Origin of the sequence: Actinopolymorpha sp. NPDC004070 (genome assembly GCF_040610475.1) — a bacterium.
GTDB lineage: Bacteria > Actinomycetota > Actinomycetes > Propionibacteriales > Actinopolymorphaceae > Actinopolymorpha.
In genome coordinates this window covers 139,632-151,869 of the sequence record NZ_JBEXMJ010000011.1, presented here as the reverse complement: position 1 = coordinate 151,869, position 12,238 = coordinate 139,632, and the positions used below count along the sequence as shown (strand labels likewise).

Below are 12,238 nucleotides of genomic sequence, written 5' to 3'. Positions count from 1 at the left end.
AGGTGGTCTGTCCGCGCGTACGCCCGGCCGGACCAGTCGCCGTGGGTCGGTCGCAGGGCAGACTTCAGGAGTGTCGCCGTTTCGCACCGAGTGCCGAGGAGTCCGCAGATCGACAGGTTCCAGTACCTCCTGCTGATGGCGGCGTGCCTGGTGTTGACCCTGCCGTTGGAGTTCGTGTTCCGCGCCCGGGTCTACCGCCGCCCGAGCCGGCTGGTGCGGACGCTCGTCCCGGTGCTGGTGGTGTTCCTCGCCTGGGACGCGGTGGCGGTCGCCCGCGGCCACTGGCACTTCAGCGACCGCTACACCACCGGCTGGCTGCTGCCGCTGCGGATCCCGGTGGAGGAGTTCGCGTTCTTCCTGGCGATCCCGATCTGCGCGCTGCTGACGTACGAGTCGGTGAGCACCATGCTCGGCTACCTCGCCGACCGCCGTCGCGCCCGCCGGCCCGGAACAGCCGAGGAACCGCAGGGGGCCGAGCATGCCTGAGTACACCCTGGCCGCGGTCGTGTCGGTGGTCCTCGTCGTGGCGCTGGAGCTGGCCTGGCTGCGCACCGGGATGTTCCGCCGCCCGGCGTTCTGGATCACCGCCGTCATCGTGTTCGGCTTCCAGATCCCGGTGGACGGCTGGCTCACCAAGCTGAGCGCGCCGATCGTGTTGTACGCCGAGAGCCACGCCAGCGGTATCCGGATGCCGTGGGACATCCCGGTGGAGGACTTCGCGTTCGGCTTCAGCCTCATGACGCTCACGTTGCTGCTGTGGGATCGGCTGGGCGCCCGGCAGCGTGCCCGGGAGGACGCCCGAGCATCGACCGCACCGCGACCGCCAGCTTCCTCCGCCCGGGCACCCGGGCGCGAGCGGTGAACACGTCGTAGTCGGCGGCCTCGATGCGTTCGAGGATCTGGCTGTAGAGCACCCGGGCAGTGTGCACGCAGCGCGCCGAACGCCCTGCCAGCATGGGGATTCCGGTGTCGGCGGCGGCGTAGATCTCGCGGTTACGGGCGATCTCGAACCTCATCAGCGCGCGCCACTCCGGCGTGACCGTGCGGGCCTGCGGGTCCGCGCCGAACCGCCACAGGTCCTCCTGCGGCAGGTAGACCCGGCCGCGGTCGAGGTCCTCGCCGACGTCGCGCAGGAAGTTGGTGAGCTGGAACGCCACCCCGAGGTCGCGGGCCGGGCGCAGGGCCGCCAAGTCACGAGGCCGCAGCACCGGCACCATCATCTCGCCGATCACCGCGGCCGACCCGTCCATGTAGTCCATCAGGTCGGCCCAGGTGCCGTACTTCGTGGTGTCGAGGTCCATCGACATCGACCGCATGAACCTCGTGAAGCAGTCCGGGTCGATGTGCAGCGTACGTGCGGTGTGCACGACGGCGGCGAGCACGGGATGGTCGGAGTGGCCGGTGGCGAGGTCCGCGTCGAATCTCGCGCCGAACTCCGTGAGCGCCGCCCGGGTCCGGGCCAGGTCACGCTCGCCGGCCTCGTCCACGATGTCGTCGGCGACCCGGCAGAACGCGTACACCGCGTGCACGTGCCGGCGTTGCTCGGCGTCCAGCAGCCGGGCTGCCATCGAGTACGTCTTGCCGTGGGCGCGGGCGATCGTGCGGCACAGGTCGTACGACCGCTCGAGTTCCGGTGTCAACCCGTTCTTGCCTGGTCTGTTGTTCTCGGCAGAGCCCCCGCTCACAACTCCTCCACGCGTTCGGCGGCCAGCCGGCCGGAGACGAGCACCATGGGAACGCCCACGCCAGGGACGGTTCCGCTGCCGACGAAGACCAGGCCGCGCATCCGGCGGTCGACGTTGGACGGTCGGAACGGCCCGGACTGGAAGAACGTGTGCGCCAGGGCGAACGGCGTACCCCGTGCCATGCCCTGGTAGGCCCAGTCGGTCGGGTCGACGGTCTCCTCGACCACCACGTCGCTCGGGTAGCCCCAGTCGGAGACGAGGCCGGCCAGCCGGTCGCGGGTGGCGCCGCGCTCGACCGTCCAGTCGACCTTGCCGGACAGGTTCGGCACCGGCTCCAGGACGTAAAGCACCGAGGAACCGTCCGGCGCCAGGCCTGGGTCGGTCAGCGTGGGCACGGTGACCAGCACGGAGGGGTCCGGCATCCGCTTGCCCTCGCGCAGCAGGGTGCGGAACGACGACGACCACTCCTTGCCGAAGTGGATGTTGTGGTGGGTCGCCTCGGGCGGTGGGAGGCCGCGCACCCCGACGTGCCACAGGAACGCCGAGGGGGAGTAGCGGCCCTTGCGGGCGGCGACGGGTGTCGCGAGCTCGGGCAGCAGCGTGCGGTACGCCGTCGGCAGGTCGGCGTTGACGACCACGGCGTCGGCGGGGATCTCGGTGCCGTCGGCGAGCAGGACGCCCCGCACCTGGGCGGCGCGACCGGCGCTCGCCGACCCGGACACGGTGCCCTCGTGCAGCACGCGGACGACGCGGGCGCCGTGGACGAAGGTGGCGCCCGCCTTCTGCGCGGCCGTCGCCATCGCTGCCGGCACCGCCCCGATGCCGCCCTCGGGGAAGTACACCCCGCGCACGGAGTCCATGTAGGTGATCACGGCGAACACCGCGAGGGCCTGCTGGGGCGCGAGCCCGGCGTACATCGCCTGGAAGCTGAACAGCCGCACCAGCCGCTCGTCGGTGAAGTACCGCCGGATCGCGCTCTCCAGCCGCCGCAGCGCACCCAGCCGGAACAGTCCGAGCGCCGGCGCCAGCGGCCGCGCGAGGTCCCAGAAGTGGTCGTAGTTGCGGTCGATGAACGCCGGCATCTCCAACTGGTACAGCGATTCCAGCCAGTCGCACATGTGCACGAACCCGGCCTCCTCGGCCGGCCCGCACTTCTCCCGGATCTCCGCCGCCATCGCGTCCCTGCCGTGCCGGAGTGCAATGGTCGAGCCGTCGGCGAAGTTCGCGCGGTACGACGGGTCGAGCGGGTGCAGCGTCAGCAGGTCGGCCATCGAGGTGCCGGCCGCGGCGAACGTCGCCTCCAGCAGGTCCGGCATGGTGAGCACGGTCGGTCCGGTGTCGAAGGTGAAGCCGCCGGACTCGATCCGCCCCGCCCGGCCGCCCGGGCGCGCGGCCTGCTCGACGACGGTGACCTGATGGCCCGCACCGGCGAGGTGGCAGGCGGCGGACAGCCCGCCGAGCCCGGCGCCGACGATGACCACCCGGCGTCTGGGACGGGTGCCGGACAGGCCGGTGCCGGTGCCGGTGCTGGAGCCGGTCGGGCTCATCGGTGGTCTCCTTCGTCTCGCCGTGCTGCGACCTCCCGGCGCCACTGCTCGCCGGCGCGCAGCGGGCGTGGCCGGCCGCGTTCGGCTGCCTGGGCGATGTTGGCGATCATTGTCCCGAAGACCACCCCGTGGAAGGGCATGATGCTCCACCAGTACGCCTGACCGGCCAGCCCGCGCGGGTGGAACAACGCGCGCTGTACGAGAGTCACCTCGCCGTCGCCGTCGCCGTCGTCTTCCAGGTGGAACTCCAGCCAGGCCAGACCGGGCAGCCGCATCTCCGCGCGCAGCCGCAGCAGCCGACCGGGCTCGCGCGCCTCGACCCGCCACCAGTCCAGCGCGTCACCGACCTGCAGCCTGTTCGGGTCTCGCCGCCCGCGCCGCAGCCCGACACCGCCGACCGCGCGGTCCATGAGTCCGCGTACCCGCCAGGGCGTGCTGACCGAGTACCACCCGCGCTCGCCGCCGATCCCCTCGATCACCGACCACAGCGTCTCCCGGGACGCGTGCACCCGGCGCCGGCGCTCGTCGACGTACAGGCTGCCGCCGGCCCAGTCGGGGTCGGTGGGCAGCGGGTCGCTGGGCGCGCCGGGCACCGACGCCGAGGACCACCGGGTGGTCACGTCCGCTTCCCGGATCCGCTTCAGGGCAAGGGAAACGGCGTCGTCGAACCCGAGCCGGCCGGGAGGTCCGCCGAGGTGGTCGGCGATGTCGTTCTCCCGGCACACCACCTCGTACCGCAGCGACTCCACCAGCGGTTTGGCGATCCCGCTCGGCACCGGCGTCACCAGGCCCACCCAGTGGCTGGACAGCCTCGGAGTGAGGACCGGCACCGGCACGATCACCCGCCGGGGCAGTCCGGCGACGGCGGCGAACCGCTTCATCATCTGCTCGTACGTGAGGACGTCGGTGCCGCCGACGTCGAACGTACGGTTGACGGCCGGCGCGAGCCGCGGCGCCTCGGCGAGGTACCACAGCACGTCCCGGATCGCGATCGGCTGGATCCGCGTACGCACCCACGACGGCGCCACCATTGCCGGCAGCCGCTCGGTGAGGTAACGCAGCATCTCGAACGACACCGAACCGGAGCCGATGATCACCGCGGCCTGCAACACCGCGGCCGGGACCGAGGAGTCCAAGAAGATGCGCCCCACCTCCTCGCGCGAGCGCAGGTGCGGCGACAGGCCGGTCGCCGGTCGGCCGTTCTCGTCCAGGGGAGTGATGCCGCCGAGATACACGATCCGGCCCAGCCGCGCCCGCTCGGCGGCCCGCGCGAACTCGGTGGCGGTGCCGCGGTCGCGCTCCTCGAACTTCGCCGACGTACCCATCGCGTGGATCAGGTAGTACGCCACGGACACGTGGTCCAGCGCCCGGGAGAGCACGTCGGGGTCGCCGGCGTCGCCCTCCACGGCCTCGACGTCGGCGAACCAGGTGCGTTCGCGGATCCGGTCGACCGACCGGGTGAGCACGCGGACGCGGTAGCCGCGTTCCAGGAGTTCGGGGACCAGGCGGCCGCCGACGTACCCGGTGACGCCGGTGACCAGGACCGGTGCGTCGTTCGTCCCGGCGTCGTTCATCGCTGCCGCCATGCGGCCTCCTCGGCGAGCGCGCGCAGCGCGGGCACCGCCCTCGGGTGGATCGGCGCCCGCTCCAGCGCCAGCAGCGCGCGGTCGACGGCCAGCTTGATCTGCTGCTCGACCTCCACGTCGGCACCGGTCCGGCGGAGTACGTCGGTCAGCGCGGCCACCTCGTCCTCGTCCAGGTCGGGGTCGCCGACCCGGTCCAGCAGCCGCCGGTCTTCGGGCCCGGCGCGTTCGGCGGCTACCGCCAGCAGCAGGGTCGGCCGGCCCTCCCGCAGATCCTCACCGACCGGCTTTCCGGTGGCGGCGCTGTCGCCGAACGCGCCGAGCAGGTCGTCCCGTAGCTGGAACGCGACGCCGAGGGGACCTCCGTACTCGGCGTACGCCGCCACGAGCGACCTCGTTCCACCTGCGAGGCAGGCCCCAAGCTGCAGCGGGCGGACGACTGTGTAGCGCCCGGACTTCAGCGTCGCGACGGACGTGGCGTAATCGGCGTCGAGTTCGCCGGTGGCGCTGCCCAGCATGTCCAGGTGCTGCCCGACCACGAGTTCGGTACACATCTGATGCCAGGTCCGTACGGCCGAATCGGGCAGGCCGGCCGCGATCCGGTGGGCGAGGGTGAACGCGAGGTCGCCGACCAGCACCGCCAGTCCCTCCCCGAACCGCCGCGGGTCGCCGCGCCAGCCGCGGCCGGTGTGCCGGGCGTGCAGGGTGGCGTGCAGCGCGGGCGCGCCGCGCCGGGAGGACGAGCCGTCCATCACGTCGTCGTGGACGAGCGCGAACGTGTGCAGGAGTTCGAGCGCGGCGGCGGCCCGGACGGCCGTGTCGTCGGGCGGCGTACCGCCCACTCCCACGAAACCCCAGTGGCAGAACGCCGGTCGCAATCGCTTGCCGCCGGTGAGGCAGGCGCGCAGGTCGGCGAGCAACTCGGCCACCCGGTCGCCGGCCCGGTCGGTCAGCCTCCCGGCGAGCCCGTCGGTCCACGGCCGCACCTCGGTGGCCAGTAGGTCCCGCAGGTAGACGTCGACCGCCCGGTCGAAGCCGGCGGTCAGCTTGCCCGGAGATTCGTCGCACACCTCCGCGACCGAACTGTCGGCCAGCTCGTCCGCAAGTGCGTCGGCGTGCGCGTCAGGCAGTCCGTCGGACAGTCCGTCCGACAGGCCGTCAGGCAGGTCGACGGGCAGGTCGACGGGCAGGGTGTCGAAACGGGCTCGGTCGTCGGGGAGCCGGTCCTCGGGGAGCCGGTCCTCGGGGAATCGGGGGTTGTCGGGTCGGGCGAGAGCCATCGGGTTCTCCCTGGCCGCGTGGTGGGTGCCCAGGACTTCGCCGTCTGCCCGGCCGGGCTCGGGCAGCATCGTCACGACGCCTTGCTGTGGGCGGAGGCCGACGTCAGCACGGACTCGTCCACAGACCGGTGACCGGGCCTGCATCCGCAACTCGAACGTCGGGAGCTCCGCCGCCTTGGCGGCCATGAAGTCGAGGAAGCGGTCCTGCGGCATCAGGGCGATGTACGGGAAGCGGGTGCGCAGGCGGCCGTAGTCGGTGGTGGTGAGCGTCGCGGTGGGGGTGTGGAAGCGAAAGTGCCGGTCGCGGTAGTGGTCGAGCCGGAGGAGCTCGTCGGCCAGGCCGAGGCTGTCCAGGAGCTCGAGGGTGGCGGGGTGGAGGGAGTCGCCGCGGGAGTTGCGGTCGAAGTCGGCGTGCGCCTCCAGCAGGGTCACCCCGACTCCCGCGCGGGCGAGGAGGTACGCCGCGATCATGCCCCCCGGCCCGCCACCGGCAACTACGCAGGTGACGGACGGTTGCCGGGGGCGGGCGGGGGCACGATCGGTGGTGGACGCGGTTGTGCGAACCGGGTCGGCAGCCGAACCGTTGGCCATGGTCGCGTCCTCCTCCGCGTGCACCGATGGCTCGGGGACTGGGAGTTCCACCGGTGTGGACCTCAGTTTTAGCACTTAAAACCGACGGTTGAGTACTCCCCTCCTTCGGAGAGGCCAGGCAGTCCTCGGCTCCGGTTCGCCCACAATGCCTCTGACCTGGGGATTCGCCCTGTGAGGGATCCGCCTGAACCGGGCCGGAACGGGCACACGGTACGGTGAGGGGTAACTGGTTCGGCAGCACCGGAGGGGTACCTGTAGACTCTCCAACCGTTCCCGGCGCTCGTAGCTCAACGGATAGAGCATCTGACTACGGATCAGAAGGTTGGGGGTTCGAATCCCTCCGAGCGCGCACCACCCAGACGGCCCCTGACCAGGCACAACGCCTGAGCAGGGGCCTTCGTCGTTGAGAACGGGTTCATCGGCTAGCCCGACGTGCGAGGTTCGCCTCGGCCATTCGCTTCAGGGACGTCCGGTCCAGCTTTCCCGTGGCTGTGCGGGGCATGTCGGCGAGGACGACTATTTCCTCTGGCGCCTTGTAGCCGACCCTCGCGCGCGCGAACTGGATCAGTTCCTGGCTGGTGGGTTGCTCGGTCCCTTCCGCGAGGGTGATGTAGGCGCGGACGTTCTCACCATGCACAAGGTCGTGGATCCCGATCACCCCGGCGCTCGTGACGCCCGGGTGCTGGAGCAGGGCACCTTCGACCTCCTGGGGGCAGATGTTCGAGCCGTCGTGGACGATGATTTGCCTCTTGCGCCCGCAGAAGAAGAAGTAGCCCTCCTCGTCGACTCGCATCATGTCGCCTGAGTCCAGCCACCCGTTGCTGAAGGCCGCCTCGGTCGCGCCCGGGTCGTTCCAGTAGCCGGCGGTAGCCGCGGGAGTCTTGATCCACAAGCGGCCTGCACTCCCGGCCGGCAGCTCCTCGCCGTCCTCGTTCTGGATTGACAGCGAGACCGCGGGAACCACTTGCCCGACCGAACCGAGCTTGATCCGACCTGACGGCGGGCTCACGGTCGCCAGCCCGACTTCTGTCATGCCGTAGGCCTCGTCGATCACCAACCCGCTCAGCGCGGTGAACTCCCGCCCCAGCTCCGCGGAGACGGTGTCACCCGCCGCCCGGCACAGCCGCAGCGAGGCGAAGTCGTCGTGCCGGGCGCCGTGGTCGCGGGTCAGCGCGGACAGTTTCGAAGGAAGCATCGACAGCACCGTCGGGCGGTCTTCGCGCAGCAGCGGGAGCAACTCGTCTGCATCGAACGTGTGGGCCACAATCACGCCTGCGCCCACGCTCAGCGAGGCGAACGACAGGTAGAACGCACCGAGGTGCGACAGCGACGAACCAGCCAACAGCAGATCGTCCGGGCTGAATTCGAGCCCTGCCGCCCCGATGGCCAACATCCAGCCGAGAGTCTCGTGGGTATGCGTGACCCCCTTCGGGCGCCCGGTACTCCCTGAGGTAAAGAAGATCACGGCCGGCGCCGCCGGAGGAGGAGGCGGCGGAGGCGAAGATACAGCCTGTCCCTCGATCAGCTCGTCGAAAACCGGACCCGCTCCTCGTCCGCCGCCGTAGCTGATGGTGCCCAACGGCAGCTGTCGGGCGAGCTGGCTTGCGGCGAGATCCTCCTCCCGCTCGGCGTGCGCGAGCAGCGCGCGGGCTTTGCTGACCGCCAGGGCGTGATCGATCTCCGGTGCCATGTAACGGTAATTGAGGGGCGTTGCGACCAGGCCCGCCTTGAAACAGGCGAGGTAGTGAACGATGAGTGCAGGACGATTCGGCATGAGCGAAGCGACCCGATCACCGGGGTTCAGTCCCAGACCCAGCAAACCCGCAGCCAAGCGATTGCTAAGGTCATCGAGCCTGCGCCACGTCCAGCGCGTATCCGCCGAGATCAGCGCGAGCCTATCAGGATTAGCATCCAGACCAGTGCGAAGCAGACCGCACGGGCTCACCGGCCCCTCCAACGCCCTTCCGGCAATCCCGGCCACGCTGCCACCCCCGTGATCGAGATCAGCATCGAACGCCGTAGAAGCGAATGAGGAGCCGCCTGCAGAGTGAGAGGTTGGTTGCGACGCCCGACCTGGAGCCGCCATTCAACAGGCGCATCCCATCTGCCTTGATGGTGCCGCAAGATCTAGGAAGCCTTCAAGCGCTCTCGACACCACAGGAGCGTACTTCCTCAAGGCGGACTTCGCTGCCTGCCAACTGACCCCAGCCTGACTCCAACGAGGTGCAACACCGGACGACCATGAGCACCGGGCCGAGTACCTCCTCAGCGGAAACGGCCAGCTCGTGATCAAGGTGCCCTTTCCTACGGATCAGAAGGTTGGGGGTTCGAGTCGATCACCTCGGAATCGTCGTTTTGGCCACGTTCTGGCCACACGTCGAACTGCCGGGCGGTGTCGTCCAGCCGTGCGGCCCACGTGTCCATCTCGTCGGCGTACAGATGGCCGTACAGATCCATCGTGATCATGGTCGACGCGTGCCCGAGGATGTGTTGGACGACCTTGGGCGGAGTGCCGGCCGAGATGTAGAGCGACGCGGCCGTGTGCCGCATGCCGTGGATCGTTAGCCCGTCCAGCCCGGCTGCGGCGACGGCCGGGTGCCACGCCGAACGCCGGGAAGTTCGTCAACCGCACGGCGAGCCAGGTCGACGTCCCGGACCCGAAGCGCGATCAGCTCGCCCCAGCGAAGTCCGGTGTAGGCGAGCGTGCACGAGTGTCCCGTACTGACCAGCTGCGTCGGCGAGACGGCCCACCTCCAAATGGCTCAGGAGCATCCGTTCCCGCGCGGGCTTCGGCCTGGGCAGCTTCCGACCCGCCACCGGGTTCGCCCGGGCCCGACCGGTTCGCACCGCGTACTGGCACACCGCCGAGAACACGTACACGGTCTGCCGGATGTCCGTCGGTGACAGTCCCGCCGCGCCGAGTTCCGTGATCCACTCTGGTACCAGGCCGTCGAGCTTGCCCATCGGAACCCGCCCCCAGCGGGGGAGGATCCGCCGATTCAGCAGTCGGCTGTAGCCATCTCGCGTGCGCGGCTTCAGATGCAGAGTTGTTCCGAACCACTCGGCCGCGAGCACACCGAACTCGACACTCGGCGCGGCGGGGTCAACCCAGTCACCGCGACCGATCCGGGTCTGCTCCTCGGCAAGCCAGCGTTGCGCGTCGAGCTTGCGGCGGAAGCTCTTGTTGCGCTCCCGCCCGTCCGGGCCGCGGTATCTGGCCCGCCAACGGTCGCCCCGCTTCTCCACACTCATGCGGCGGTCGCCTTCTGTTCCGCGACCCAGGCGTACACGTCGGCCGGGTCGTAGCGCAGGTGCTTGCCGATCCGCGCGGCGCGAGGACCAGCGCCGATGTAGCGCCACCGATACAGCGTCTCGATCGGCACGCCCAGGTACTCACACACCCGCAGTAGTTCAGCCTGGTTGTCGGTGGCGATGTATACCCTCTGCCGAGTGACCACCCGTGTGCTCGGATGGTCTGGCTGGAGGGATCCCATTAACGCATCTCGATCCACGTCGAACGACGCGCACGTTACGGGCTACTGCTGCCTGCGACTGCCGGTCCGCGATGTCACGCGGTCGACGGACTTCTACTGCGACGTGATCGGCTACGCACGAAGCGAGTCGGTCGGTGAAGTCGAATCGCTCCTGTGGCCGGCTGCGGGAGCCGAACCCGGGCTCTATCTGATGAAGGCGGCCGAGGGCGAGTTTCGGCATCATCACTGGGAACAATGGGGCGAGTTGTTCTCGCCCTTCGAACTGTCCGTCGTCGACCTGGACGCGTTGCAGCGACGGCTGGAGAAGGCAGGCGCAGAGGTTCACAGGGAGCCTCACTACAAGGGCGGCTACCTGACGATGGGATTTTTCGATCCGGACGGGCACTATCTGTTCGCCGTCGACCGGCGCGGCCGCTACTTCTGCATGAAGGCGGAGGTCGAAGAGCTACTGGGGCGAGTTCTGTCGGAGGTCGAAGACGATCGACTGCAGCTAGCCTGCGCGGCGACGGGGGCGCGTGACGAGATGGACGTTGTGCACTCGATCGTGTCCGAGTTGCGTCGCCGGTAGTGCCGAGGTTGACGTCAGCCTCCAGTCGTGTCAGAAGACGGCCGGGCCGCGGACAACTGCCGGCGGGCGGCCACGGCCTGGCACCACTGAGGTGGGGCACCCGACCATGAAGCAGCGCCAGGTCGCGGTCACCCTAGCCAGCCAACTCGGCGCGGCTCTGTCCAAGCCGAGCACAACGGAGCACACGCGTGCCACCGGCCATGCGGTGAAGAGTTTCCCTACGTCTTTAAAGGCGGCCACCGGCCGCCGCCCGCCCGCCTCACGGCGCCGGCTTCCCTCCGCGCCTTCGGCGCCCGGTCGGCCAGCGCGGCTGGGCGCGACAAGAGGGCCGCCAGAACACTGGCGACCCTCATCACGTCCCGCTCCGCGGCAGTGTGCGTGGCTGGTGCCGGGAACTGCGGGCCCCTGCGCCGCCGCCCGGTAAGGCGCTCCCGTACGAGATACTCCGGCCATGGATGCTGGGGTGACGGGGAGCGGGACGCGATCGGACGTGGCGGTGCCTGCAGAAAGCACGTCGGCGCACGCCGCGGGCTGGGTGCTGCGTTCTGCGGTGGCAGCGGACATCGAGGTGATCGCGGAGTTGCGGGCCACGGTCATGCGTGCGGATTTGGAGCGCCTTGGGCGTTACGACGAGCACCGGGTGCGGCAGCGGCTGAGGGATTCCTTCTCCACACAGCACACGTCGATCATCATGATCGACCGTGAACTCGCAGGATGCGTCACTGTCCGGCCTGCCGGAGGCAGACAGTGGCTGGAGCACTTCTACGTTGCTCCGCGCCGACAGGGCCGAGGGCTCGGATCCGCTGTCTTGCGCACGGTGCTGGAGCGGACCGACGCGCAGGGCATGACCGTAGGCTTGAACGTCTTGCTGGGCAGTGCTGCCCGTCGGCTCTACGAGCGTCACGGATTCGTCGTGGAAGCCCAAGACTCGATCGACGTGTTCATGGTGCGTCCACCGGGGGGCGGTGGCCAACCCTCGACGACCCCGAGCAGGTTGGCCAGGGGGAAGGTTCTCGCGTACAGCACAGAAGTACGGCAACCAGACCGGCCAGAGACATCCAACCATGATCACTAACGGCCCGCTGACCTGCACGAACGCCCTCCGTTGGCCTCCCTGCCCGTTGATGGCATCAAGGAGCGTCCTGGACCGCCGCACACGGCGGCGACGGCCAGGACAATGAGGGCACGGGTCCGACGGGCGACGCCGGCGACGACTGGGGTGAGCGCCATAAGCAGCGCGTCCGCTGGATGACCTACGCTCGTCCATCACCAGGCGGATGGAGACCACCAGCAGGAGTCCGACCCGGCTGGAACTGGACGCCACCCGATGGCATCGAACCGCACCTCGAACGAGTACTGCGATGGGCGCGGATCTGGTTCTGGACACCATGGCTCGACCGGTACGCCCACGTGTGGCTGTGGCGCCACGGCGGCTTCGACGTTCTCCCGCCTGACGCTCCCGAGTGAGCACGAAAGTGACCGCGATCTGG

10 protein-coding genes, 1 tRNA gene and 1 pseudogene are annotated in these 12,238 nt (G+C 69.7%); 5 read left to right on the top strand and 7 right to left on the bottom strand.

Going from position 1 to position 12,238, the window contains the following annotated elements; translation table 11 throughout:
* Positions 1–90: 90 nt before the first annotated feature.
* The gene (locus tag ABZV93_RS20850) at positions 91–486 is read left to right on the top strand and encodes a lycopene cyclase domain-containing protein (protein WP_354938639.1); all 396 of its coding nucleotides are present in this window, start codon (positions 91–93) and stop codon (positions 484–486) included.
* Positions 479–862 (top strand): lycopene cyclase domain-containing protein, encoded by a 384-nt coding sequence (locus ABZV93_RS20845; RefSeq protein ID WP_354938636.1) that lies wholly within the window; start codon positions 479–481, stop codon positions 860–862. Before ABZV93_RS20850 ends, ABZV93_RS20845 begins: the two co-directional genes overlap by 8 nt.
* Here the strand turns inward: ABZV93_RS20845 and ABZV93_RS20840 are convergent.
* From ABZV93_RS20840 to ABZV93_RS20825, 4 genes are read right to left on the bottom strand one after another with little or no spacing between them, the layout of a single operon-like run.
* Positions 744–1,685, bottom strand: coding sequence for a phytoene/squalene synthase family protein (locus ABZV93_RS20840; protein WP_354938633.1), 942 nt, complete (start codon positions 1,683–1,685; stop codon positions 744–746). The two genes, ABZV93_RS20845 and ABZV93_RS20840, sit on opposite strands and share 119 nt — an antisense overlap.
* A complete protein-coding gene (gene crtI, locus ABZV93_RS20835; RefSeq protein WP_354938630.1) occupies positions 1,682–3,232 on the bottom strand; it encodes a phytoene desaturase family protein in 1,551 nt (516 codons plus the stop codon). The genes ABZV93_RS20840 and crtI overlap by 4 nt, the downstream gene beginning before the upstream one ends.
* Positions 3,229–4,818, bottom strand: a complete 1,590-nt coding sequence (locus ABZV93_RS20830) for an SDR family oxidoreductase (protein ID WP_354938627.1) — start codon at positions 4,816–4,818, stop codon at positions 3,229–3,231. Before ABZV93_RS20830 ends, crtI begins: the two co-directional genes overlap by 4 nt.
* Positions 4,803–6,737: a polyprenyl synthetase family protein gene (locus tag ABZV93_RS20825; protein WP_354938624.1), complete on the bottom strand. Its 1,935-nt coding sequence runs from the start codon at positions 6,735–6,737 to the stop codon at positions 4,803–4,805. Before ABZV93_RS20825 ends, ABZV93_RS20830 begins: the two co-directional genes overlap by 16 nt.
* Positions 6,738–6,962: 225 nt before the next feature.
* Here ABZV93_RS20825 and ABZV93_RS20820 point away from each other — a divergent pair.
* Positions 6,963–7,035, top strand: a tRNA-Arg gene (locus tag ABZV93_RS20820).
* 66 nt (positions 7,036–7,101) lie between these two features.
* On the opposite strand, the gene ABZV93_RS20815 is transcribed toward ABZV93_RS20820, so the two are convergent.
* From ABZV93_RS20815 to ABZV93_RS20805, 3 genes and pseudogenes are all read right to left on the bottom strand, one after another.
* A complete protein-coding gene (locus ABZV93_RS20815) occupies positions 7,102–8,667 on the bottom strand; it encodes a class I adenylate-forming enzyme family protein (protein ID WP_354938621.1) in 1,566 nt (521 codons plus the stop codon).
* A 323-nt stretch (positions 8,668–8,990) separates the two neighbouring features.
* Positions 8,991–9,284 (bottom strand): annotated as a pseudogene (locus tag ABZV93_RS20810) (tyrosine-type recombinase/integrase); the annotation flags it as partial.
* A gap of 650 nt (positions 9,285–9,934) precedes the next feature.
* Positions 9,935–10,087, bottom strand: a complete 153-nt coding sequence (locus tag ABZV93_RS20805) for a helix-turn-helix domain-containing protein (RefSeq protein ID WP_354938618.1) — start codon at positions 10,085–10,087, stop codon at positions 9,935–9,937.
* A 49-nt stretch (positions 10,088–10,136) separates the two neighbouring features.
* On the opposite strand from ABZV93_RS20805, the gene ABZV93_RS20800 reads away from it, so the two are divergent.
* Together ABZV93_RS20800 and ABZV93_RS20795 are read left to right on the top strand one after the other, a co-directional pair.
* Positions 10,137–10,748: a VOC family protein gene (locus ABZV93_RS20800; protein ID WP_354938615.1), complete on the top strand. Its 612-nt coding sequence runs from the start codon at positions 10,137–10,139 to the stop codon at positions 10,746–10,748.
* A gap of 451 nt (positions 10,749–11,199) precedes the next feature.
* Positions 11,200–11,823 (top strand): GNAT family N-acetyltransferase, encoded by a 624-nt coding sequence (locus ABZV93_RS20795; RefSeq protein WP_354938612.1) that lies wholly within the window; start codon positions 11,200–11,202, stop codon positions 11,821–11,823.
* Positions 11,824–12,238: the final 415 nt, after the last annotated feature.

Bases quoted from the DNA above. Each gene is read 5' to 3' on its own strand.
- ABZV93_RS20830 (WP_354938627.1), bottom strand. From the start codon at position 4,818: ATGGCGGCAGCGATGAACGACGCCGGGACGAACGACGCACCGGTCCTG.
- crtI (WP_354938630.1), bottom strand. From the start codon at position 3,232: ATGAGCCCGACCGGCTCCAGCACCGGCACCGGCACCGGCCTGTCCGGC.
- ABZV93_RS20845 (WP_354938636.1), top strand. From the start codon at position 479: ATGCCTGAGTACACCCTGGCCGCGGTCGTGTCGGTGGTCCTCGTCGTG.
- ABZV93_RS20795 (WP_354938612.1), top strand. From the start codon at position 11,200: ATGGATGCTGGGGTGACGGGGAGCGGGACGCGATCGGACGTGGCGGTG.